This is a genomic window from Roseovarius autotrophicus, from assembly GCF_018069895.1.
GTDB classification, from domain to species: Bacteria; Pseudomonadota; Alphaproteobacteria; order Rhodobacterales; family Rhodobacteraceae; genus Roseovarius; species Roseovarius autotrophicus.
Genome location: NZ_JAGQDH010000001.1, coordinates 425,921 through 448,524, shown reverse-complemented (window position 1 = coordinate 448,524; position 22,604 = coordinate 425,921). Strand labels below are relative to the sequence as shown.

General features: G+C 67.6%; 27 protein-coding genes and 1 tRNA gene. 16 read left to right on the top strand and 12 right to left on the bottom strand.

From position 1 onward, the window contains the following. Positions 1–34: 34 nt before the first annotated feature. The 7 genes from KAK09_RS02310 to KAK09_RS02280 form a co-directional block, all read right to left on the bottom strand. Positions 35–111, bottom strand: a tRNA-Pro gene (locus KAK09_RS02310). 65 nt (positions 112–176) lie between these two features. Beyond that, a complete protein-coding gene (locus KAK09_RS02305) occupies positions 177–839 on the bottom strand; it encodes a MerR family transcriptional regulator (RefSeq protein ID WP_210877209.1) in 663 nt (220 codons plus the stop codon). 14 nt (positions 840–853) lie between these two features. Then, positions 854–1,156 (bottom strand): integration host factor subunit alpha, encoded by a 303-nt coding sequence (ihfA, locus tag KAK09_RS02300; RefSeq protein ID WP_210877208.1) that lies wholly within the window; start codon positions 1,154–1,156, stop codon positions 854–856. Positions 1,157–1,265: 109 nt separating this feature from the next. Then, positions 1,266–2,240: a beta-ketoacyl-ACP synthase III gene (locus KAK09_RS02295; protein WP_210877207.1), complete on the bottom strand. Its 975-nt coding sequence runs from the start codon at positions 2,238–2,240 to the stop codon at positions 1,266–1,268. Next, entirely contained in the window at positions 2,237–3,343 is a 1,107-nt protein-coding gene (gene plsX, locus KAK09_RS02290) for a phosphate acyltransferase PlsX (protein ID WP_210877206.1), read from the bottom strand. The genes KAK09_RS02295 and plsX overlap by 4 nt, the downstream gene beginning before the upstream one ends. Before the next feature lie 25 nt (positions 3,344–3,368). After that, complete coding sequence (gene rpmF / locus KAK09_RS02285; protein WP_210877205.1) at positions 3,369–3,575, bottom strand: 50S ribosomal protein L32; 207 nt, start codon at positions 3,573–3,575, stop codon at positions 3,369–3,371. A gap of 154 nt (positions 3,576–3,729) precedes the next feature. Continuing rightward, positions 3,730–4,320: a YceD family protein gene (locus KAK09_RS02280; RefSeq protein WP_210877204.1), complete on the bottom strand. Its 591-nt coding sequence runs from the start codon at positions 4,318–4,320 to the stop codon at positions 3,730–3,732. 87 nt (positions 4,321–4,407) lie between these two features. Here KAK09_RS02280 and KAK09_RS02275 point away from each other — a divergent pair, with 87 nt between their 5' ends. The 4 genes from KAK09_RS02275 (at position 4,408) to KAK09_RS02260 (ending at position 8,993) form a co-directional block, all read left to right on the top strand. After that, a complete protein-coding gene (locus KAK09_RS02275) occupies positions 4,408–4,866 on the top strand; it encodes an outer membrane protein assembly factor BamE (RefSeq protein WP_210877203.1) in 459 nt (152 codons plus the stop codon). A 67-nt stretch (positions 4,867–4,933) separates the two neighbouring features. Continuing rightward, positions 4,934–5,671: a GNAT family N-acetyltransferase gene (locus KAK09_RS02270; protein ID WP_210877202.1), complete on the top strand. Its 738-nt coding sequence runs from the start codon at positions 4,934–4,936 to the stop codon at positions 5,669–5,671. A gap of 38 nt (positions 5,672–5,709) precedes the next feature. Next, positions 5,710–7,524 (top strand): ABC-F family ATP-binding cassette domain-containing protein, encoded by a 1,815-nt coding sequence (locus KAK09_RS02265; protein ID WP_210877201.1) that lies wholly within the window; start codon positions 5,710–5,712, stop codon positions 7,522–7,524. A 62-nt stretch (positions 7,525–7,586) separates the two neighbouring features. Further along, the gene (locus KAK09_RS02260; protein ID WP_210877200.1) at positions 7,587–8,993 is read left to right on the top strand and encodes a PIG-L family deacetylase; all 1,407 of its coding nucleotides are present in this window, start codon (positions 7,587–7,589) and stop codon (positions 8,991–8,993) included. Here KAK09_RS02260 and KAK09_RS02255 read toward each other — a convergent pair. Further along, positions 8,980–9,735 (bottom strand): SDR family NAD(P)-dependent oxidoreductase, encoded by a 756-nt coding sequence (locus KAK09_RS02255; protein ID WP_210877199.1) that lies wholly within the window; start codon positions 9,733–9,735, stop codon positions 8,980–8,982. The genes KAK09_RS02260 and KAK09_RS02255 overlap by 14 nt on opposite strands. Before the next feature lie 176 nt (positions 9,736–9,911). On the opposite strand from KAK09_RS02255, the gene KAK09_RS02250 reads away from it, so the two are divergent. The 12 genes from KAK09_RS02250 to KAK09_RS02195 all read left to right on the top strand — a co-directional run bounded on the left by KAK09_RS02250 (position 9,912) and on the right by KAK09_RS02195 (position 20,994). Next, on the top strand, positions 9,912–10,865 hold the full coding sequence (locus KAK09_RS02250) for an AAA family ATPase (protein WP_210877198.1): 954 nt from the start codon (positions 9,912–9,914) through the stop codon (positions 10,863–10,865). Beyond that, positions 10,862–11,758, top strand: coding sequence for a DUF58 domain-containing protein (locus tag KAK09_RS02245; RefSeq protein ID WP_210877197.1), 897 nt, complete (start codon positions 10,862–10,864; stop codon positions 11,756–11,758). Before KAK09_RS02250 ends, KAK09_RS02245 begins: the two co-directional genes overlap by 4 nt. Further along, positions 11,755–12,123, top strand: a complete 369-nt coding sequence (locus tag KAK09_RS02240) for a hypothetical protein (RefSeq protein WP_210877196.1) — start codon at positions 11,755–11,757, stop codon at positions 12,121–12,123. The genes KAK09_RS02245 and KAK09_RS02240 overlap by 4 nt, the downstream gene beginning before the upstream one ends. Then, entirely contained in the window at positions 12,116–13,069 is a 954-nt protein-coding gene (locus KAK09_RS02235) for a VWA domain-containing protein (RefSeq protein WP_210877195.1), read from the top strand. Before KAK09_RS02240 ends, KAK09_RS02235 begins: the two co-directional genes overlap by 8 nt. Beyond that, complete coding sequence (locus KAK09_RS02230; protein ID WP_210877194.1) at positions 13,066–13,956, top strand: VWA domain-containing protein; 891 nt, start codon at positions 13,066–13,068, stop codon at positions 13,954–13,956. The genes KAK09_RS02235 and KAK09_RS02230 overlap by 4 nt, the downstream gene beginning before the upstream one ends. Then, positions 13,953–14,603 carry a hypothetical protein gene (locus tag KAK09_RS02225; RefSeq protein ID WP_272491238.1) on the top strand — a complete coding sequence of 217 codons (651 nt, stop codon included), beginning with the start codon at positions 13,953–13,955 and terminating at the stop codon, positions 14,601–14,603. Before KAK09_RS02230 ends, KAK09_RS02225 begins: the two co-directional genes overlap by 4 nt. Further along, positions 14,600–15,760, top strand: a complete 1,161-nt coding sequence (locus tag KAK09_RS02220) for a BatD family protein (RefSeq protein WP_210877193.1) — start codon at positions 14,600–14,602, stop codon at positions 15,758–15,760. Before KAK09_RS02225 ends, KAK09_RS02220 begins: the two co-directional genes overlap by 4 nt. A gap of 84 nt (positions 15,761–15,844) precedes the next feature. After that, complete coding sequence (locus KAK09_RS02215; RefSeq protein WP_210877192.1) at positions 15,845–16,555, top strand: LuxR C-terminal-related transcriptional regulator; 711 nt, start codon at positions 15,845–15,847, stop codon at positions 16,553–16,555. Positions 16,556–16,557: 2 nt separating this feature from the next. Next, the gene (locus KAK09_RS02210) at positions 16,558–17,721 is read left to right on the top strand and encodes an FIST N-terminal domain-containing protein (RefSeq protein ID WP_210877191.1); all 1,164 of its coding nucleotides are present in this window, start codon (positions 16,558–16,560) and stop codon (positions 17,719–17,721) included. Continuing rightward, positions 17,718–19,961, top strand: coding sequence for a hybrid sensor histidine kinase/response regulator (locus KAK09_RS02205; protein WP_210877190.1), 2,244 nt, complete (start codon positions 17,718–17,720; stop codon positions 19,959–19,961). The genes KAK09_RS02210 and KAK09_RS02205 overlap by 4 nt, the downstream gene beginning before the upstream one ends. A 47-nt stretch (positions 19,962–20,008) precedes the next feature. Continuing rightward, positions 20,009–20,656 (top strand): hypothetical protein, encoded by a 648-nt coding sequence (locus KAK09_RS02200; RefSeq protein ID WP_210877189.1) that lies wholly within the window; start codon positions 20,009–20,011, stop codon positions 20,654–20,656. Continuing rightward, complete coding sequence (locus tag KAK09_RS02195; protein WP_210877188.1) at positions 20,653–20,994, top strand: hypothetical protein; 342 nt, start codon at positions 20,653–20,655, stop codon at positions 20,992–20,994. Before KAK09_RS02200 ends, KAK09_RS02195 begins: the two co-directional genes overlap by 4 nt. A gap of 41 nt (positions 20,995–21,035) precedes the next feature. On the opposite strand, the gene grxD is transcribed toward KAK09_RS02195, so the two are convergent. The 4 genes from grxD to KAK09_RS02175 form a co-directional block, all read right to left on the bottom strand. Then, on the bottom strand, positions 21,036–21,398 hold the full coding sequence (gene grxD / locus KAK09_RS02190) for a Grx4 family monothiol glutaredoxin (RefSeq protein WP_210877187.1): 363 nt from the start codon (positions 21,396–21,398) through the stop codon (positions 21,036–21,038). Then, positions 21,395–21,643 (bottom strand): hypothetical protein, encoded by a 249-nt coding sequence (locus KAK09_RS02185; protein ID WP_210877186.1) that lies wholly within the window; start codon positions 21,641–21,643, stop codon positions 21,395–21,397. The genes grxD and KAK09_RS02185 overlap by 4 nt, the downstream gene beginning before the upstream one ends. After that, positions 21,643–21,879 carry a BolA/IbaG family iron-sulfur metabolism protein gene (locus tag KAK09_RS02180; RefSeq protein WP_210877185.1) on the bottom strand — a complete coding sequence of 79 codons (237 nt, stop codon included), beginning with the start codon at positions 21,877–21,879 and terminating at the stop codon, positions 21,643–21,645. The genes KAK09_RS02185 and KAK09_RS02180 overlap by 1 nt, the downstream gene beginning before the upstream one ends. A 67-nt stretch (positions 21,880–21,946) precedes the next feature. Beyond that, positions 21,947–22,471 (bottom strand): type III secretion system chaperone, encoded by a 525-nt coding sequence (locus KAK09_RS02175; RefSeq protein ID WP_210877184.1) that lies wholly within the window; start codon positions 22,469–22,471, stop codon positions 21,947–21,949. Between the last annotated feature and the right edge of the window lie 133 nt (positions 22,472–22,604).

The following is a 22,604-nucleotide window of genomic DNA, read 5'->3' as shown; positions in this document are numbered from 1 at the left end:
CGCGGACCGCCTCTGGCGGGATCGTCGGCGATTTTGGTCGGGCTAGCAGGACTTGAACCTGCGACCTTCCGTCCCCCAGACGGACGCGCTACCAGGCTGCGCCATAGCCCGACGATGCGCCGTTCATACCGGTTTTGCGGGCAGGAGCAAGGGGGGAGGGGCAAATTTCTTGTGCCTTATTGTCCGGCATCCGAGCGCGCCCGCAGGTCTTGCGCAATCGCGGCGAGCCGCCGCGCAAAGGGCGCGGCGAGCGGGCGGCGCAGGGCGGCAAGGCGGCTGAGCGGGCCGGGATCTGCGGCGACCGCATCGGGCGGGTCACCGGGCAGGTCGGGCAGGGGCGCGCAAAGGGTGTTCTGGGGCTGGTCCGGTGCGGCGTCCTGCTCGTCGCGCACACCGGCCCCTGGACCGGCATCGGGCGCCGCGTCCAAGGCGGGCGGGACAGCAGCGTCGGCTTCGGATGGCGCTGCGTCCGGTGCGGTGATCGGGCTGGCCTCTGGCCCGCCGGCGCGCGAAAAGCTGAGAACCTGAGCGCCGGAGTTGCTCTGGTGCGCCTCATCCTCGTCGGACCAGCCAGGCGCGAGGGCGCTCACATGGCGCACACCTTCTTCGCGCAGCATCTTCTGCACGCCCTTTATGGTCATCCCCTCATCATGCAGCAATTGCTTGATCCCGGCCAGCAGGCGCATGTCGGCGGGGCGGTAATAGCGCCGCCCGCCCGCGCGCTTGACGGGTTTGACCTGGGTGAACTTGCTTTCCCAGAACCGCAGCACATGGGCCGGAACCTCAAGCCACTCTGCCACCTCGCTGATGGTGCGGAAGGCGTCGGCGGATTTGGCCATGGGCGCGCCTGTCCTCAGCTCTTGTTGCCGATGGCGACTCGGTCCTTCATCAGGTGCGAGGGCCGGAAAGTCAGCACACGGCGCGGCTGAATCGGCACCTCTTCGCCGGTCTTGGGATTGCGCCCGACGCGGGCCGTCTTGTCGCGCACCGAAAAGGTGCCGAAGGACGAAATCTTGACCGCCTCGCCCCTCACGAGCGCGTCGGACATGTGGGTGAGCACCGATTCCACCATCTGGGCGGCATCATTGCGCGACAGGCCCACCTCGCGGAAAACCGCCTCGCTAAGGTCCATGCGTGTGAGTGTCTTGTTGGCCATACCATCCCCGCTTTTTTCGGGGCATTCTGCGGCGAAGGATTTTACAAGTCAATGTCAATGGCTTGGAAGGCCTGGGATTGGCGCGGTTTTTCGCAGATTTCTGTAGTCATCACCAGCGCAGGACGATCGCGCCCCAGGCAAGGCCGCCGCCGATCGCCTCGGACAGCACCAGATCGCCGTGCTTGATCCGGCCCTCGGCGACGGCCACTGAAAGGGCGAGGGGAATCGACGCGGCAGAGGTGTTGCCGTGATCCTGCACGGTGACGATCACGCGCTCCATCGGCAGATCGAGTTTGCGGGCAGTGCCCTGGATGATGCGGATATTGGCCTGATGCGGCACGATCCAATCCACGTCACGACCCGAAAGGCCGATCTTGCCTAGCGCGGTCTCGGCTGTGGCGGCAAGTTTCTCGATCGCCTGACGAAACAGCGCATTGCCCTGCATCCGCAATTTTCCGGCGCTGCCGGTGGTGGACACTCCGCCATCGACATAAAGCATGTCGCGATAGCGCCCGTCGGAATTGAGATCGACCGAGAGGATGCCGCGATCGCTGTTCTCGCCCGTGCCCTCCTGCGCTTCGAGCACGAGCGCCCCCGCGCCATCGCCGAACAGCACGCAGGTGGAGCGGTCGGACCAGTCCATGATCCTCGAGAAGGTTTCCGCGCCGATGATCAGCATCCGGTCGGCCTGCCCGGAGACGATCATGGCGTTGGCGGTGGACAGCGCATAAATGAAGCCCGCGCAAACCGCCTGCACGTCAAAGCCGAAACCGCGCGTCATGCCGAGATCGCTTTGCACCATGGTGGCGACCGAGGGAAAGGTCAGATCGGGGGTGGAGGTGGCGACGATCACCCCGTCGATCTCCCCCGGCGCGATTCCGGCATGGGCAAGTGCGGCGCGGGCGGCGTGGGTGGCCATGTGCGACGTGGTCTCGCCCTCGGCGGCGAAGTGGCGGCGCTCGATGCCCGAACGGGTGCGGATCCATTCGTCGGACGTGTCGAGCGACTGCTCGAACTCGGCATTCGGGACGATGCGCTCGGGCAGGTAGTGCCCGATGCCGACAGGAACGGCGCGGCGGGTCATGTCTGGGGCTCTCCCTCGGGATCGTTGGCCGTGTCGTCGGGTTCGAGGGGGGCGGCGGCGGCGACGCGGGCGGCAAGACGTTCGGTGAAGTTCGACTGCGCCAGTTCGAAAGCCAGCTTGATCGCGGAGGATACGCCGGTCGCATCCGCGGCACCGTGGGATTTCACCACGGTGCCGTTGAGTCCGAGAAACACCCCGCCATTGGCGCGGCGCGGATCGACGCGCTTTTGCAGCCGCCGCAACGAAGTGAGCGCCAGCAGCGATGCCAGTCGTGACAGCGGCGAATAGGCGAAGGCTTCACGCAGCAGGTTGCCGATCAGCGCCGCCGTTCCCTCGCCCGTCTTGAGGGCGACATTGCCGGTAAAGCCGTCGGTCACGATCACGTCGCATTTCGTGCCGGGCAGGTCGCGTCCCTCGACGAAGCCCACGAACTCGAAATCGGCGATGCGGGCATTGGCGGCGATGAGATCATGCGCCTCCCGGAGTTCGGCGCGGCCCTTGTGCTCCTCGGTGCCCACGTTGAGCAAGCCGATGCGCGGGCAGGCAAGGCCAAAGCCATTGCGCGCGTAGGATGCCCCCATCAACGCATATTGCATCAGATCCTTGGCGTCGGCGCGGATATCGGCCCCGCCGTCGAGCATGATGTTGTGCTGTTGCGGGTTCTGCGAGGGCCACATCACCGCGATGGCGGGACGGTAGATGCCGGGCAGCTTGCGCAGGCGCATGACCGACATCAGCATCAGCGCGCCGGTGTTGCCGCAGGAAACGCAGACCGTCGCCTCGCCCGCGCGTACGGACTCGAGCGCCGACCACATCGAGGTGTTGCGCCCGTGCCGGACGACCTGGCTGGGCTTGTCGCTCATCGAGACGACTTCGGTCGCGTCGCGAATCTCGACGCGGCCCGCAAGTTCGCGGCGTTTGGCGACAAGCGGTTCAAGCTCGTCGCGCGGTCCGTGCATGACGAAGCCGATGACCGGGTTCTTCTGGGCGGACAGCGCCATGCCGGCAACAACAGCCGATGGCCCCTGATCGCCGCCCATGGCGTCAACCGAGATGATGATGCGCTCCGCGCCGGTTCCGCTGTGATGGCTCAGAGCGCCCATTCAGCCGCTGCCCCCGGTCCGTGTCTCAGGCGGCGTCGTCTTCCAGGTCGATTTCCTCAACCATGGCCACGACTTCGCGCTCGGCATAGTGGCCACAGGCGGCACAGACGTGGTGCGGACGCTTGAGTTCGCCGCAGTTGGGGCATTCGTTCGGATTGCCTGCAACGAGCGAATCATGAGCGCGGCGCATGTTGCGGCGCGATTTCGAGACTTTGTTCTGTTGGACGGCCATGTCGCAACCTCAATTCCTGGGGGCCGGCATGGCCCTGTTTCACGGGTGTTCGCGGCTCTTAATCCTGAGCGAGCCGCCGGTTCAACCCCAAATTCCGGTGAGAGCGCGAAAATACAGAGATTTGATGTGGGGGCAAGCGATTCTTGGCGCGTGTTCAGCCCTCACGGGTGTCCTCATCCTTGTTCGCGTCCTCATCTTCCGTCTTGCCCGCAAGCCTGTCGCGCAGGTCGGCAAGTCCGGCAAAGGGGCGGGTATCTTCGTCCGCGAGCGGGCGGATGCCGTCGGGGGCGGCGCGCGTGGTGCCAAGTGCGGCTCCCGCGCTGCGCGGCCAGACCGGCAGGGCCAGTGCCAGTGCCTCGGCGAGAAGCGCGTTGAGATCAAGCACATCGGGCAAGGGTTCGAGCGTGTCGTCCTCGGGTATCTCGACCTCGTCGCTCTGCGCGGGCTCGGGCGTGTCGGGCGAATAGCGGCGTGTCACCGTCTCGTCGATGCGCGTGGTGACCGGATCGAGCGTCACCACGCAGGGCTGCACCACGGTCGCGCCAAGCGTTGCGGTCAGGAGCCAGTCGCGCCCGCCCTCGGCGGTGATCCGCCCGGCCAGGCGTAACTTGCGCAGATCGAGCAACCCCAGATCGTTGGCCAGCGCGGTTCGTGCGGCGGCGTCGGGCACGATATCGAAGGCAGTGGTCTGCCGTTTCAGTTGTGCGAGGCGCAGAAGGCCGCTTGGGGCTATGTCTTGGGGCATGGCGGCGATGCTTCCATTCTTGAACCCGAGGGGCGCATTGATGTAAGCGGGATAAAAGCCGCGCGCGGCCATGACAAGAGGGCAGTGATGACAGCGTTCCCAACCCGTTTCATGCGCAGCCTTGCCTTGTGCGCGCTGCTGGGGGTGGCGTCCTGTGCGGCAACCTACAAGAATCACGGCTACATGCCGCTTGACGAGGATCTCCAGAACCTGATCGTGGGCGTGGACAGTCGTGCCACCGTGGACGATCTGATCGGCGCGCCCGCCCTCTCGGGGATCTCGGGCGAGGGCGATTATTATTATGTGCGCTCGCGCAAGCGCACCTTCGGCATGTTCCGCCCTCAGGAGGTGGAGCGCGAGGTGCTGGCGATCTCGTTCAACGCGGACGACACGATCGCCAATATCGAGAGGTTCGGGCTTGAGGATGGGCAGATCGTGCCGCTGGCGCGCCGTGTGACCGACAATTCGGTGGTCAAGGCGGGCTTCCTGCGGCAGCTTCTGAGCAATATCGGCGCGTTGAACCCGGCGGACGCGTTCGGCGGCTAGGGTCATCGCCGTGTCACGGCGCCGGTGTAATCTCGAGCCTGTGCAGGTTGTCGCGGAAGGCGGTGCCATGGACGACATTCGGCAAGGCTGCTATCTGGCCCGACTGGCGCGCGATCCGGCTGATATTATCCGCGCGCAGGCGCTGCGGGCGCGTGCCTTTCTGGGGCAGGAGGGCGGGCTTGACGCGGACGCGCATGACGCGGCCTGCCTGCATGTCCTGGTCGAGGAAGAGACAAGCGGTGATCTGGTCTGCTGTTTCCGGGTGCTCATGCTCGGAGGCGGAAGCGAGATTGCCCGCAGCTATTCGGCGCAGTTCTACGACTTGTCGGCGCTGGCCGGATTCGAGGGGCGCATGGCCGAGATCGGGCGATTCTGTCTCGCGCCCGACCGGCACGACCCCGATATCCTGCGTCTGGCCTGGGCGGCGATGACACGGCTTGTGGATGCCCACGGGGTCGTGCTGTTGTTTGGCTGCTCCTCGTTCAAGGGGGTGGAGACCGAACCCTATCTTGACGCCTTTGCCATGCTGGGCAAGCACCACCTCGCGCCGCGCCGCTGGTGGCCGCGTGTCAAAGCCCCGAGTGTGTTCCGATTTGCGCAGCGCCTCAGGCTGCACAAGCCGGATCTCAATGCGGCGATGCGGCATATGCCGCCGCTTCTGCGCACCTATCTGATGATGGGTGGATGGGTCAGTGATCATGCGGTGATCGACCGGCAGATGGGCACGCTGCATGTCTTTACCGGCGTCGAGATCTGCGCCATTCCGGCGGCGCGGCAGCGTCTGTTGCGGGCGCTTGCGGGCTGAGGCTTGACGCCGCGCGGGGGCCGGGATAGCCCCCGCCCATGGCACGCGCACCGCTTCTCCAACTTACCGGAATATCGCTCACCTTCGGGGGGGAGCCGGTCTTTGACGACCTGTCGCTGATCGTGCAGCCGGGTGATCGGGTGGCGCTGGTGGGGCGCAACGGCTCGGGTAAATCGACATTGTTGAAGGTCATGGCCGGTCTGGTGGAGCCGGACCGGGGCGAGCGCATCGTCTCGCCCGGTGTGCGCGTGGGTTACATGGAGCAGGAGCCTGACATGGCGGGCTTTGCCACGCTCGGCGATTATGCCACCTCGAACCTTGAGCCGGGCGAGATGTATCGCGTCGAGATGGCGGGTGAGGGTCTCAAATTCGATCCAGAACGCCCGGTCGCGACCGCCTCGGGGGGCGAGCGGCGCCGCGCCGCGCTGGCGAAACTGATGGCCGAAGCGCCGGAACTGATGCTGCTCGACGAGCCGACCAACCATCTCGATATCGAGGCGATCGGCTGGCTGGAAGAGGCGCTGCGCACCACCCGCCGCGCCTATGTGGTGATCAGCCACGACCGCGCATTCCTGCGCGAACTTACCCGCGCAACCCTTTGGATCGACAGGGGAATGGTGCGGCGTCAGGAGGAAGGATTCGGCGGTTTCGAGGCGTGGCGCGACAAGCTGTGGGAAGAAGAGGACATGCAGCGCCACAAGCTTGATCGCAAGATCAAGGCCGAGGCGAGATGGGCCGTCGAGGGCATCAGCGCCAGGCGCAAGCGCAATCAGGGCCGGGTGCGTGCGCTTCAGGCGTTGCGCGCCGAGCGCAGCGCGCAGATCAAGCGGCAGGGCACAGCGGCGATGGCGCTCGAGTCTGGCCCGACCTCGGGGCGCAAGGTCTTCGAGGTGAAGGACATTACAAAGGCTTACGGGGATAACCTCATCTTACGCCCGTTCAGCCTGCGGGTCATGCGCGGCGAGCGGGTGGCCTTTGTCGGACCCAATGGCGTGGGCAAGACGACGCTCTTGAAGATCCTGATGGGAGAGGTCGTGCCCGACAGCGGCACCGTCACCCATGGCACCAACCTCGTTCCGGCGGTATTCGATCAGGCGCGCACGCGGCTCGACCCGGAGATGACCCTGTGGGAAAGCCTGACGGGCGACGCCGACATGCGCGTCTCGGGGCAGGCGGATCAGGTGCTGGTGCGCGGTCAGCCGCGCCATGTGGTGGGCTACCTAAAGGATTTCCTGTTCGACGAGCGGCAGGCAAGAGCGCCTGTCAAGTCTTTGTCGGGTGGGGAAAAAGCGCGGTTGCTTCTGGCCCGGATCATGGCGCGCGAAAGCAATGTTCTGGTGCTCGACGAGCCGACCAACGATCTCGATATCGAGACGCTCGACCTGTTGCAGGAGTTGCTCGACGATTACGACGGCACGGTGCTTCTGGTCAGCCACGATCGTGATTTCCTTGACCGCGTGGCGACCACGACCATCGCGATGGAGGGTGACGGACGCGCGGTGGCCTATGCCGGGGGCTGGACCGATTATCAGGCGCAGCGCGCTGCGACCATACCGGATGCGGCGAAAAACACTTTGAAAGCAGAGGTTAAAAAAGCGGAGTTGACGTCTGAAAAACCCACTGCGTCGCGCCTCAGCTTTACCGAGAAGCACCGGCTGGAGGAGTTGCCAGGTGTGATCGCGCGGCTCGAGTCGGAAATCGGCAAGCTGGGAGGGCTGCTGGCCGATCCCGAGTTGTTCAGCCGCGAGCCGGTCAAGTTTCGCCGCGCGACAGAGGCCCTTACCCAGCGTCAGACGGCGCTGGCCGAGGCCGAGGAGGAGTGGCTCGCCCTGGCCGAAAAGGCCGAGGGCTGAGCCTTGTCGCGGGCGCGGCTCTGCGGCTAGACTGCGCTCGACGGGCAGGAGGGCCGCGCATCATGGGATATGTCGAACCGCGACGCGGGTCGGACTGCGAGGAGATACTGTCCTCCGAGGCGTTCCTGAGCGATCTGGCCGGGCTTGACGGGGCCATCATCGCGGCACTCGAGGCGGCGGGCGAGCCTGCGGTCATCAATGGCAACGTGCTTTACGCCAACAAGGTCGAGAATTTCCAGAAGGCCGCCTTTTCGGCGGAAATGGCCGCCAAGCGTCGGGCGCTGGTGGCGATGGCACAACGCGCGCGCGTCTTTGTCGAGGTGGGCGTGGCGGGAGGGCATGCCGTCTTGCTGGCGCTTCACGCCAATCCCGATCTGCGGGTGGTGGGCATTGATCTGGCGCGGCGGCTGCGCCCGTTCTGGCCGCCGGTGGAGGTCTTCGTTCCGGCGGCGGCGGCCTGGCTCGAGGCGCGCTTTCCAGACCGGTTCCGGCTGATCGTGGCTGATGCGCTTGATGGGTTGCGCGAGGTGGCGCAAACGCGCCCCTTCGGTCTTGTGGACATGGTGCATCTTGACGGGGGCAAGGCGGGGCGGCTGGAGGAACTGGCCGCGCTCTGGCCCGCCATCGCCCCGCGCGCATGGCTCATGCAGGGTGATTACGCCCATGGTCTCGTGCGCGAAGCGACGCGCGAAATGCTTGCGCGCGGGCTTGCGCGCGATCCCTCCGATGGGGTCTTTGCCGAGGCGCGCGACAAGCGGTTTCGCGTGCTGGAGACGGGCCCCGCGATCGCCGCCGAGTGCCCGGACCTCGCGGATTTCGACGGCAAGCGCGTGCTTTTCTGCACTGCGCACCAGGATGACGAGGTGCTGTTCGCGGGCGGATTGCTCGCCGAGATCGCGCCGCGCGCAGACGTGACGGTGGCCTGTTTCTTTCGCCCCGCCGAGGGGCGGGCGGATACCATGACACGCACGGCCGCGATGGCGCGGGTCTGCGCGGCGCTCGGGGTGAGCCATGTGCAGTATCCGTTCGCCATCGAGGGTGGGCCGCGCGCGTTGCGCCGCTTCATTTCTTTGCCCTCGGAGCCGGAGGAACTGCGCGCGCGGCCTCGCCGCGCGCTGGCGCGCCATCCGCTTTTCCCGGTGCTCTGCACCACGGCGGAAGGGGCGATGCGCCTCTATACGCCCGATATCGTCATCACCCACAACGAGGCGGGCGAATATGGCCACCGCGAGCATGTGTTGCTGCACCATGCGGTGCGCGCGGCGGCGGCGCGGGCGGGCGTGCGCACGCTTCTGACCTTCGGCGAGGGCATGGCGGGCACGGGGCTGACCGTAACCCCCGACCCCGAAGCCAAGCGCACGCTCTTTGCGCCCTACCTGCCACAGTGGGATGGGGTCGCGCGCTACGATTTTGCGCTCGGCCCCGAGCGGTTCCTGCGCGTGCCGCTGTTGCCGGTCACTGCATCCTGAGCGCGCCGTCGAGGCGGATCACCTCGCCGTTGAGATAACCGCATTCGACGATGAAGGCCGCCAGCCGCGCATATTCCGCCGGATCGCCGAGGCGTTTTGGAAATGTCACCTCGGCGGCAAGACTTTCCTGCACCTCCTGCGGCAGGCCGCGCATCATCGGCGTGGCGAAGATCCCCGGCGCGATGGCCATCACCCGGATGCCCTCGCGCGAAAGATCGCGCGCCATGGGCAGCGACAGACCCACGATCCCGCCCTTGGAGGCGGCATAGGCGGCTTGGCCCTTCTGCCCGTCGAAGGCGGCAACCGAGGCTGTGTTGACGATTACGCCGCGCGCCCCGTCCGCATCGGGCGCGTTCCCGGCCATCTCGGCCGCGGCGAGGCGCGCCACGTTGAACGTGCCGACAAGGTTGATGTCGATGGTCCGGCGGAAAGCATCCAGAGGGTGCGGCCCGTCGCGCCCGATGGTCTTGGCTCCCGTCGCGATCCCCGCGCAGTTGATCGCCGCAGTGATCCGGCCCATGGCCGCCTTGGCCGTCGCGATGGCGGTGGCGACCGAGCCCTCGTCGGTCACATCCGTCTCGGCGAAGGTGGCGCCGATCTCTGCGGCGACGCTTGCGCCGCGTTCTGCGTCCCGGTCAAACAGCGTGACCTCTGCGCCAAGCGCGCGAAAGTGCCGCGCCGTCGCCTCGCCAAGACCCGAGGCCCCGCCGGTGATGATCGCTGCGGTATCGGTGATGCGCATGGGTGCCTCCTTTAAATGAACAAATGTTCAATACCGCGCGCGGACCACGCCTGTCAAACCAAGTTTGGTGGCGGGGGCCGCGCGGGCTAAGACCAAGGGCTGTCTTTCCCGAGCCATGAATTTGGCGCTAGCCTGACCGGGCCGGCCCTGCATGGGCCCCAATCGGGAGAAGGTGCATGGCGTCTGAGGCACAGGAACGGATGGCCGCGCTCGAGGGCGCGCTCGCGGCGGCGCTGGCGGGGCAGGAGCGGCTGATCGAGCGGCTGATGATCGCGCTCGTGGCGGGCGGGCATCTGCTGATCGAGGGACCGCCCGGCGTGGCCAAGACCCGCGCGGTCAAGGCGCTGGCGGCGGGCGTCTCGGGCCGCTTCGCGCGCATCCAGTGCACGCCCGATCTTGTGCCCTCGGACCTCACCGGCACGCCGGTTTACCACCCCCATGACGGCACGACCGAATTTCTGCCCGGCCCCGTCTTCAGCAATCTGGTGCTGGTGGACGAGATCAACCGCGCCCCCCCCAAGGTGCAATCGGCGCTTCTGGAATCGATGGCCGAGGGGCAGGTGACGGCGGGCGGCGAGACGCATCCCTTGCCCGCGCCTTTCCTTGTGGTGGCGACCCAGAACCCGATCGAGCATGAAGGCACATTCCCGCTGCCCGAGGCGCAGCTTGATCGCTTCCTGCTATATACCGTGCTGCACCTGCCCGACGAGGCGACCGAGCGGCGGATTCTCGATCTGGTGGAGGCCGAGAGCCGCGCGGGCAGGACCGCCGCCAAAGCGCCCGTGCTCGACCCCGGCACGCTGGCGGCGGCGCAGCGCGAGGTGGCGGCGGTGCATCTGGCGCCCGAGTTGTGCGATTACATCGTGCGGATGGTGATGGCCACGCGCGAGGGGCCGCTTGCCGCCGGGATCGAACACGCGGTCTCGCCGCGCGGCTCGCTGGCGCTGGCGGCGGCGGCACGGGCGCGCGCCTGGCTCCGGGGCCGCGATCACGCGCTGCCCGAGGATGTGGCCGAGCTTGCGCCGGACGCGCTTGCGCACCGGATGGTGCTGCGCTGGTCGGCGGTGGCCGAGGGGCGAGCGCCGCGCGCGGTGGTGGCCGATCTTCTGGCCCGGGTGGACCCCTTATGAGCGCGCCGCTCGACCCCCCCGGCGTGGCGCTTCGGGCCGAGGCGCTGATCGCGCTGCGCCACGAGGCGCTGGCGGCGCGACGTGTGCCGGTGGCGGCGGCGCTCCCCGGCGGCGTGGCCACACGCGCGCGCGGGCAGGGGCTCGAGATGTCGGGAACGCGCGCCTATGTTCCCGGCGATGACATCCGCCGGATCGACCGGGGCACGAGTGCGCGCACCGGGCGGCTTCATCTGCGCGAGTTCAGTGCCGAGCGCGACCGCGTGGCCCTTCTGGTGGCGGATTTCCGGCCGTCGATGTTCTGGGGGGTCGGGCGCGCCTTTCTGTCGGTCGCCGCCGCCGAGGTGCTGGCGCTGGTCGGCTGGCGGCTGATCGAGGAGGGCGGGCGCGCGGGGCTGCTGGCGCTGAGCGCCGCAGGCGCGGAGGTGGTGCGCCCGAGGGGACGCGCGCGCGGGATGCTGGAGGTGATCGGCGCCATGGTGCGCGCCCATGCGGCGGGGCTTGCTGCGGCGCGCGGCGGTGCGGTCGATCCGCCGCTCGACACGGCGCTGGAGCAGGCGGCGCGGCTGGTGCCCGCGGGGGCCGAGATCGTGCTTGTCTCGGGGTTCGAGACACCGGGCGACGCGCTCGCTGACCGGCTTGGCGGGCTTGGCCGCAGGCGCGCGCTGCGGCTCATCCTTGTGACCGAGGCGCTGGCCGGGCGCTTGCCCGCCGGGCGCTATCCGATCCGGCCCATGGGCGGCGCGCCCGTCACGCTGCACCTTGGCGGGCCGGGTGAGGCCGCACCGCTGCCCGAGCGCGCAGAGATTGCAGGACACAGCGCGCTGGTGCTCGACGCGGCAGAGCCGCCCGCGCTTGTCGCGCGGCGGCTGGCGGCAGAGGCGCACCAGCCATGAGCAGGGCAACGCACGAGTCGGCGATGCTGGCCGCGCTCCAAGATATCCGCTTGCCCGAGGTGGCGGAGGGCGGCGCGCCCGCTGATCTGGCGGCAGCGGTGGCGCTTGGGGCCGTGCTGGCGCTCGGGGCGGCGGGGCTGGTGCGGCTGCTGTTACGGCGGCGGCGGGCCCGGCGCGCGCCCACGCTCTCCGACCGGCTCGACGCGCTTGGCGGACAGGAGGCGGCGGTGCGGCGCGTGGGGCTTTTGCATCTGGCGCGCGATCACCTGCCCGCGCATTACACAGCCGTCAAGCCGGATCTATACCGACGCGATACAGACCTCGATCTCGACGCACTCGAAGCGACGCTGCGACGCCATGTTTGATCTGGCTGCGCCCTGGGCGCTGGCCCTCCTGCCGCTGCCCTGGCTGCTTGGCCGGCTGCTGCCGCCGCGCGCGGGCGGTGATGGCTGGCTCATGGTGCCGGGGCGCATCGGGGCTGATCTGGCACGTGCGGCACGGGGCGCAGGCGGCACGCGCGGCGGCGCGGTTTTCCCGTGGCTAGTCTGGGGCTTGGTGGTGCTGGCGCTGTCGGGGCCGCGCGATCTTGACCCGGTGCGCGCGCTCAAGCTGAGCGGGCGTGATCTGGCGGTGGTGTTCGATCTATCCGGCTCGATGGTGCGGACGGATTTCTACCTTGACGGCACCGAGATCAGCCGCCTCGACGCGGTCCGCAAGGTCGGGGCCGAGTTCGTTCGGCGGCGCGGCGGCGACCGTCTAGCCCTTGTTCTGTTCGGCTCCGAAGCCTACGTCGCCGCCCCCTTCACCCATGATGTCGAGGCGGTGGCGCGGCGTATCGAGCAGGCGGAAATCGGTCTTTCCGGGCGGGCGACCAATATCTCGGACGGTCTCGGTCTCGCGCTCAAGCGGATGGAGGGATCGGAGGCGAAATCGCGCGTGGTGATCCTGATGTCGGATGGCGAGAACAATGCCGGGCAGACCGATCCGCGCGGCGTGGCGGCGCTTGCGGCGGGGATGGGGGTGCGGGTGCATACCATCGCGCTTGGCCCCAAGGACATCGAGAGCGCCGAGGCGGGCGAGCGCGGCGTGGTCGATGCGGCGACCCTGCGCGCCATCGCCGAGGTCTCGGGCGGGAGCTATTTCCGGGTGCGCGACATGGCGGATCTGGAAGCGGTCGGCGCGGCGCTTGACCGGTTGGAGGCGACCGAGAGCGCGGGGCTTGCCGCCGAGATCCACCGCGACTGGTGGCGTTGGCCCGCAGGTGCTGCGCTGCTGCTCACGCTGGCGATGCTGTGGCGGGGGCCGGGATGAGCGCGCTGGCGATCACGGTATTGCGGCCCGAGTGGCTTCTTGCCCTGACGTTGCCGGGGCTTCTGGCGCTCTGGCTCTGGCGGGGGCGGGGAGCGGCGGGTGACTGGGGGCGCGTGGCCGATCCCGGCCTGATGGCGGCGATGGCGGAGATGGGGCGCGTGGCGGGCGGTGCGGGGCGCGGCGGGGCCTTGGGCGCGGCGCTGGCCCTGGCCGTGTTTCTGGTGCTGGCGCTGGCGGGACCGGCGGTAGAGCGGCGCGATGCGGTCTCGTATCGCAATCTCGACGGTGTGCTCTTTGTGGTCGATCTTTCGGCGGGCTTTGCGGACGGGCCCGGCTGGCCCGACATGCTGGGCGCGGCGCAACTGGCGGTGACGGGGCTGGGCGCGCGGCCCGCGGGCCTGATCGTCTATGCGGGCGACGCCTACACGGCGCTCGACATGAGCGCGGATCACCGTGAACTGGCGCAGACGCTTCTGGTGCTCGACGCCGCAACGGTGCCCGATGAGGGCGCGGCCCCGGCGCTGGCGCTGGCGCTGGCGCATGAGCGGTTGCGGCTGGCCGAGGTGCTGGCGGGCGACGTGGTGCTGCTGACCGGTGGCGCGGGCGCAGACGCGGCGACGCAGGCGGAGGCGGCGCGCATCGCGCAAGCGGGCGCACGGGTCTCGGTCGTGACGGACGCACCGCAAGGCGCGGCGCTGGCGGCGGGCGGGGGCCGGGTTTTCGCGCCACAGGAGGCGGGGGCGCTGGCGGCGTGGCTCTCGGATGGCGCGCGGCCACGGCTGGAGCGGCAGGGCTACCGGCTTCTGTTCTGGCACGATCTGGGGCGGTATCTGCTGGCGCTGGCGCTGGTGCCGTTGCTGGTCCTCTTTCGGCGGGCGGGGACATGAGGGCGCTGGCGCTTGTGGCCGTGCTGGCGGGGGCCGTCGCGCTGGTGCTGGGCGGGGCGGCGCCCTTTGGCCGGGTGGCGCTGGCGCTTGGGCTGCCGCGGATGGCGGCGGCGCTTTTCGACGATCCGGGCTGGCGCGGGGTGGCGTGGTATCGGGCCGGCGAGATGGGCCGCGCGGCGGAGGATTTCGCGGCGGCGGGGGCGCTGCTGAACCTCGGTAATTCGGAGGTGCGGCGAGGGCGTTACGCGGCGGCGCTGGAAGCCTATGACCGCGGGCGTGCGGCGGGCGATTCGCAGGCGACGGCGAATTTCGATCTGGTTGCAGCGTTTTACGCGGGAACGGCGCTTGATCCGGAGACGATTGCGGCTTTTCCGCAACGCGGCGAGGGGCCGGAGGTGGCCGCCCCTATCGGGCGCGGCGACGGGCGCGCCTCGGGCACCGGCGAGGACAGCACCAATAGCGGCGCGAGCGTGGGGCAGGCCAATCTGCGCAGCACCGGGCCGCTGTCGGTGCGACGGGTCTTTGCCGACAGCCATGTGGCCGCCGATGCGCGCTGGCTGCGGCAATTGCGCGACGTGCCGGGCGATTACCTCAAGGCGCGGATCGCGCAGGAGCACAAACGCCGAAAGCGGGAGATCAAGCAATGAGAGCATTGATTCTTTTGCTTTATTTATGGCCTCAAGCGGCCTGGGCGCAGACGCGCGAGGTGCATTCTGGCGAGTTGAGCCTGACGGTGACGGTGGAAGAGAGCGCGCATCTGCCCCATGCGGGCGAGATGATCCTTGTCACCATAGTGGGCCGTTACCGCCGCCATATCACGCTGGAAAAGCTGGAACAGCCCGCGCTCGACGGCTTTGGCTGGACGCAGCTTGGCCCCGATAGCTGGCATGAGGAGCGTGAGCGGGGGCAGCCGGTCAAGGTTTTTACCCGGCGCATGGCGCTCTTTCCCGAGGCGGCGGGGGAGCTGGAGATTGCGCCCTTTGCCCATCGGCTGACGCTTACGGATGAGGGCGATAACTGGTTTGAGCACAGGGTGTACTCGGAAGCGGTACGCGTCGCGGTGCGGCCCGCGCCGGTGCGCCTGTCCGAGTGGTTCCCGGTGCGCGAGTTGCGGATCAGAGACGAGTGGTCGAACGCGCCCGATCAGCTTGCCCCCGGCGAGGGTGTGCTGCGGGTGATCCGGCTGGAGGCGCTTGGTGCGCTGCCCGGCATGATTCCGCCCATGCCCGAGATGCGCTCGCCCTCGGGAGGAGTGTTTGCCCATCCGGTCAGACACCTGGTGGACCTGACCTCGCGCGGGCCGGTCACGGTCACGTTCTGGCGCTGGACGATCCGGCCCGGCAACGGCGTCTCGGCCATCGTCGAACCGGTGGGGTTCGACTATTTCGACAGTGAGGGCCGAGTGGCGCGGCGGGTGGAGATCGGCGCGCAACGCGTGGCTTATGGCGAGGTCGTGCCAATCCGGGCGCAGCGCGTTCCCCACCCGTCTGCGCGCTTGCCGGGCTGGGGCGAAGCCCTTCTGGCACTGGCGGTTTTTGGTGGTGGCCTGATCGGGGCGCTGGCGGGTTGGCAGCCCGGCGGATGGCGCTTTCGGCTGGTCGATCCGCTGGCGCGAGAGGTGCGGCGCGCGGCCCGGACGGGCGATTTGCGAGCGATGCGCCGGGCCACGGTGGCGTTGCTTGCGCGCGACGGCGATGACGACGGGAGGCGGGCGGCGCTTGCGCAACTGGACCGGGCGATCTTCGGGCGCGCGCAGGTCCTACCCGATCTCACGAACCTGTCGCGAGGGATCACATCAAGGTGAGGTTCGCGTCATGGGGGAAACTTGCGCATCTGGCACTTGCAAATCGTGTGCGACCGGATAAAATTTTTCAGGGGAGGAAACGCGATGGTTACAAGAGACGAAATCCGGTCGGGTTTCGCCACGGGATCTGTTTTGATCGTGGATGATCACCCGCTGTACAGCGATGCTCTGGCGGCGGCGATCTGCCTTGTCTATCCGTCCTGCACGGTGGTGCAAACCTCAAGCCTGCGCGAAACGCTGGCGCAGCTTGACGCGGGGCTGGTTCCCGATCTGGTGATGTTTGATCTGCGGTTGCCCGATGTGGCTGGCATCTCGGGCTTTGTGAGCCTGCGCGAGAGGCTGGGGGGCGTGCCGGTGCTGGTCATTTCGGCGCTTGCCTCGGCGGAGCTGGTGCGGGCGCTGATGCGTGAGGGGGCGGCAGGTTATCTGCCCAAGGAGGCCTCGGCGCAGGAGTTGCGCCGCGCCATCGCGCAGGTGGGGGCGGGCCGTTGCTATGTGCCGCAGGCAATGGTGGAGGCGCTGCATGCCCGGCCCGATGAGACCACCGAAGCCGACCGGGCGCTGGCCAACCTGACCCCGCAGCAGCAGAAGATCATGCGTCTGATCTGCGCGGGCAAGGCCAACAAGCAGATTGCCTATGAGCTGTCGCTGGCTGAGGCGACGGTAAAGGCGCATATCACCGCGCTGCTCAACCGGCTGGGCGTGAAGAACCGCACACAGGCGGCGGTTCTGGTCAACAACGCCCGCGCGCAAGGCTCGGGCGATCCCGAGACGCGCGCCTATCTCAACGGTTGAGGATGCGCGACGCCGCCACCAGAACGGGGCCGAAGCATGTCCATGTCGCCGCCTCAGAGGCGGCGGAGGCGGGTGCGGCAGTGGCCGAGGTGGTGGCGCGGGTGGACCTCGCGGCCACCTCTTTCGCGCTGGTCTTCATCCCGAAAAGCCTTGATCCGGGTGCGGTTGCACGTGCCCTCGACGTACATCTGGACGGGGTTCCGGTCTTTGGCTGCACCTCGGCGGGGCAGATCACGCCCGAGGGCTATGCCTCGGAGGCGCTGTTGCTCATGGCGTTTCCGCGCGCGTATTTCCGCTGTGCCTCGGTGCTGATCGATCGGCTGCGCCCGTTCTCGATCTCGGAGATTGCCGCGCGGGTGGAGCGGCTGGATGCGCAGTTTCGCCACACGCCCGGCTGGAACCGGCTGGCCCTGCTTTTTGCCGACGGGATGTCCAAGCAGGAGGATCTGCTGATCTCGACGCTGGAGGCGGTGTTGCCTGACACGCCTGTTTTCGGCGGCTCGGCGGGGGACGGGCTTGAATTCAACGAGACCTTCGTGCTCCATGGCGGGCGGCTGATCAAGGGGGGCGCGGTTGTTCTCATGGTCGAGACGGCGCTGAACTTTCAGGGGGTGAATTTCGACCATTTCCAGCCGACCGGCGAGCAACTGATCATCACCGGGGCGGACCCTGAGGATCGCCTTGTCTTCGAGATCAACGGTGCGCCCGCGGCGCCGGAATATGCGCGGATCGTGGGCTGTGCGCGCGGGGATCTGTCGCCGCGCATCTTCGCAGAGAACCCGATCCTCGTGCATCACCGGGGGCGATATTACGTGCGCGCCATCGCGGACGCGACCGAGACCGACGCGCTGTCGTTCATGGCGGCGATCGACGACGGGGTGATCATGACGCTGGGGCGCGGGCGCGGCATGATCGAGAGCCTGCGCGCGGGGCTTGATCTGAGCGATGCCGAGGGTGCGCCGCCCGATTTCATCCTTGGCTTTGACTGCGTGCTGCGCCGCCTGGAGGCCGAGCAGAAACAGATCGCGCGCGAGGTCTCGGACGTGTTTCGCGCGCGCCGGGTTCTGGGCTTCAACACCTATGGCGAGCAGCATGGCGGCGTCCACATGAACCAGACTTTTGTCGGCGTGGCGTTCTTCGGGCCCGCGCGGGGCGGGCCGGTATGAGCGTGATCGACGCGTCACAGCCGCCCGAGGTGCGGCTGGAGCGGCAGGAGCGGATCATCGCCGCGCTGATGCGGCGGGCCGACCGACAGAACGAGCTGAGCCTTTCGGCCTATAGCGCCTTTCAGTCGGCCATCGAGTTGCAGGCGCAGGTGGCCGCCAAGACCCGCGATCTGGAACGCGCGGCGAGCGAGCTTGAGTCCATGCGCGGCGACCGCGAGCGCACGCGGCGCAACCTGCACGAGGCGCTGTCGGCCATGCACGAGGGCTTTGCCCTGTTCACCGAGGGCAGGCTTGATATCTGCAACGATCTGTTCCGCAACCTGCTGCCCGATATCGCCGAGCGGGTGAAGATGGGGCTGAGCCTGGATGGTTATTTCGAACTGATGGTGCAGAGCCGTTACCTTGTCTCGACCGACCGCAAGATTCACCGCCCGGCGGTGCCGATGGGGGACGACAGCGAGGCGGGGATCGTCATGTCGATCCTGATCGAGATTTCGGGCGATATCTGGTATCAGCTTGGCCTTCAGCGCACATCGTCGGATAATGTGGTTCTGCTTCTGACCGACATCACGCCGATCGTCCGGCGCAACCGGTCGGAGCGAAAGACGCTGATCGACCGGCAGGCGGATTACCTTCAGGCGGTATTCGAGCACATGAGTTCGGGGGTCTGCACATTCTCGCCCGAGGGCGCGGTGATGATGCAGAACCGGCAGTTTCGCCACTTGCTTGACGTGCCGATAAGCGAACTTGGCCGGGGCACGACGCTGGAACGGCTTTTGGCCTTCATGCAGGCGAAGGCGCTCATCCGTGACAATGCCTTTCTCGAAGTGGCAAACTGGCGAGAGCAGTTGAAGAAAGCCGGCTGGCTTCGCCGCCGGGTGCGTCATGGCAAGGGCCGGGTGCTCGATGTGCAGGCCAACACCTTGCCCGATGGCGGGTTTCTGGTGGAATTGAAGGACGTCACGCTTGAGACGCGGGCGACCGAGATGCTGGAAAACCGGGTGATGGAGCGCACGGCGGAACTGACCCGCGCCAATGCGCGGCTGACCGAGCAGTTCGAGCAAAAGGCACGGGTGGAGGAGGAATTACGCCTGGCCAAGGAACGGGCCGAGGCGGCGGTGTCGTCCAAGACGCGGTTTCTGGCGGCGGCGAGCCATGATCTGTTGCAGCCGATCAACGCGGCGAAGCTGCTGATCTCGACCTTGCAGGAGGCGGCGCAGGGGTCGCATCTGCTGCCGATGGTGGACCGGCTGCACCGGGCGTTTTCCTCGACCGAGCAGCTTTTGCACGCGCTTCTCGACATCTCGCGGCTCGACAGCGCCGACCCGGATGCGGTTACGCCCTCCGAGGTCAATCTGGGTGCGATGATGGAAAGCGTCTTTGCCGATCAACTGCCCCTGGCCGAGGCCAAGGGGGTGCGGCTCGACGTGGTGCCCGCGCATGTCTTTGTTCGCTCGGACCCGGTCTATTTGCACCGCTCGATCCAGAACCTCGTGGTGAACGCGATCCAGTATACAGAGGCGGGCGGCAGGGTTCTGTTGGGCGCGCGGCGGCGGGGCGCGTGCGCGGTGCTGGAGGTCTGGGATACCGGCATCGGCATAAGGCGCGCCGATCAGGCGCGGATCTTCGATGAGTTCGCGCGCGCGGGCGAGGCGCGTGTCGGTACCGGCATGGGGCTTGGCCTGTCGGTTGTGGATCGCGCCTGCCGGCATCTGGGGCATGCGCTCGGGGTGCGTTCCGCGCCGGGACGCGGTTCGGTGTTCAGCATCGCGATGGAGGTGATGGACTGGCAAGCGCGGCGCGGCGATCCGGTGGTTATGATCCCGGCCACGAGCGAAGGGCCGTTCGACCATGACGTGCTGGTGATCGAGAACGACGCCGATGTGCTTTTTGCCTTTGCCGAGCGGCTCCGGCTCTGGGGGGCGCGGGTGACGGGGGTGGGCAGCGGCGCCGAGGCGCTGGCGCGGCTGGCGGAGGGGGTGCGCCCCGATATCGTGCTGGCCGATTACCACCTCGATGTGGGCGCGACAGGTCTCAATGCGGTGGCGGCGCTGCGCGACATTTGCGGTCAGCACCTGCCCGCGATCCTGGTGACCGCCAACCGCTCCGAGGCGCTGCGACGCGAGGCGGCGCGCGCCGATATCGCCGTGATCTCCAAGCCGGTGAAGCTTTCGCATCTGCGCCCGCTCATTGACTGGGCGGTGCGGCACGGCGGCGATACCGACAAAAGTCTCAAATGACAGCGCTGCACGATCCCCTAGGCTTGGACCAGAAAAGGAGGCCCCTCATGATCCTGCGCGCGGTTCTGATCCTTGGAGTGAGTTTCGGAGGCATGGCGGTGGCGGAGCCGGTGCCGGCCTATGATCTGCTGTTCCGCGAGGGCACGCTCGACACGATCGACCGGCGCGGCGCGCTGCTCTATCGCCGCACGGTCGAAAATGCGCGCGATCCGCAGAGTGCGGACAATGCCACCGGCGAGATCGCGCTTGGCTTTGCCACCGAGGACGGGGTGGAGTTGGCCGAACTCGATTTCCGGCAGGGCGAGCGTCACCGGATCATGGGCCGCTTTCCCGCGAGTGTCGGGAACCCGATGATCATGGTCTTTTACGAACAGGTCGTGCGCGACATGGCTGCGACGGCAGGGGGCAGCCCGTTCTATATCCGAAACCGCGTCAAGGAGGCGATGACGCAATCCGTGGAGGTCGTGCCGGGCACGGCGGAGGTGGCGGGCCGCGCGGTGGCCACGCAGACGGTGGTGCTGCACCCCTTCGAGGGGGATCCGAACCACGCGCGCATGCAGGGCTTTGGCGATCTGGAACTGACGGTCACGATGTCCGATGAGGTGCCGGGATGGTATCATGCGCTTGTGGCTACCACGCCCGACGGGGCCTATCGTTCCGAGACGGTGCTGACCGGTGAAGGGGTGAAGCCATGAGATGGGCGGTGATCCTCACGCTCATGGCTACCGGCGCGGGGGCGCAGGATCTGGCTGCGCGGCTCAACGATTACCCGACCGAGGCGCGGGCGGATTACATCTTTGCCTGCATGGCGATGAATGGACAGAGCCGCGAGGTGCTGCGGCGCTGTGCCTGTTCCATCGACGAGATCGCCGCCATCCTGCCCTATGAGGATTACCTTGCCGCCGAAACGGTGCTTTCCATGCGCCGGGTGGGCGGCGAGCGCATGGCGGTGTTCAACAGCGCCCCGTCGGCCGACAACGCCATCGCCGCGCTGCGCCGGGCGCAGGCCGAGGCGGAACTGATCTGCTTCTGAGCGGTTACCGGCGTTCGTTTGGCGGGGCCACGGGCCATCGTTCAGGCGTTGGCCTCGCGGATCTTTTCGGCGGCGGCCTTGTCATAGGCGACGCCGTTGGCGTCGAAGAGTTGATCCAGTTCGCCCGAGAGGGTCATCTCGGTGACGATGTCGCAGCCGCCCACGAATTCGCCCTTGACGTAAAGCTGCGGGATGGTGGGCCATTCGGAATAGTCCTTGATGCCCTGCCGGATGTCCTCGTCGGCAAGCACGTTCACATCCGCGAAATCCACGCCCATGTAATTCAGAACCCCCGCCACGCGGCTGGAAAAGCCGCATTGCGGCATTTCCTTGGTGCCCTTCATGTAGAGCACGACATCATGGGCGGCGACGGTTTCGGCGATGCGGGTCTTGGGGTCGGTCATTTTCTGCGGTCCTTCGGGATGAAGAGTTTGGCATAGGTTTGCGGATCGCGGGGGATGCGGTAGCTCATGGAATGGCCGCCGCCCGCCCCACCGGAGGAATAGTGCGATTCGATCACGCTGTGGCCCTGGCCCGGCTCGGTGCCGCGCCCGATGGCGCGGTCCTGCCGGATGGCTTGTGCCGCGCGCAACACGGCGACGATCAGCACAAGCACCGCAAGCAGCGTGATCAGCCCGCCCCCCGACATCAGCCGGGGGCCTTGGTCGTCAGCGCGAGCGCGTGGATCGTGCCGTTCGGCCCGTCCATCTTGCCCTTGAGCGCGGCGTAGACAAGGCGTTGCTGCTGCACGCGGTTGAGGCCGCGAAAGCTCTCGTCGATGACCTCGGCGGCGAAATGCACGCCGTCATCGCCCTCGACGGTGATCTTGGCATTGGGCAGGGCCTCGCGGATGAGGGCTTCGAGATCGGAGGCGAGCAGGGCCATCGGGCATGTCCTCTTGGTGTCGTCTGCGCCAGATGTAGCCTCGCAGGGGCGGGCGCGCAAGGGAGGCTCAGATCTCCTCGCCCTTGCTGAGCAGGTCGTCGATCAGCGCGCGCTGCAACGCGCCGCTGTCGCCGTCGCCATATTGCAACGCGCCGCCCGAATAGAGCGTGCCGTAGCTTTGCGCGAGGTTCACGACCTGGCCGATGCCGGAAATGAGCTGGTTCTTTTCCAGCGGTTTGAGCGGGTGGATGAAGGCGGACCACAGCACGTCCCTGGCGATGGCATAGCGCGCGTCGAGCGCGCTGTCGAAATTGGCCTGCATGAGGCGGGTCATTTCCTCGGGCGTGACCTCCTCGGCCTTGCGCACGGGGGTAATGGCGCGCATCCGGTCGGCGGATTCGTCGGTAACGATGAGGACGGTGACCTCGTTGACGGTCAGTTGCCACATGCTGCCGTTGGTCTGTGCCTCGGGGTCGAGCGCGCGGATGATCGCATCGAGCCGCTCAAGCGTCATGGGCGGCTCGGGCGTGTCTTCTGCGGCAAAGAGGGGCAGGGGCAGCAGAAGGGCGAGAAGGGCAAGAAGGCGGGTCATGGGAAATCCTTGCTGAGAGGCTGTATGGAAGCCTGCCACAGAGGTGGCGCGCGCGCCACGGCACTCGCCAAAACGTGAAGGACGCGGGCCGCTTTCCGGGCCGGATCGCCGCCCGCTCGCGGGCCCTTTCGGA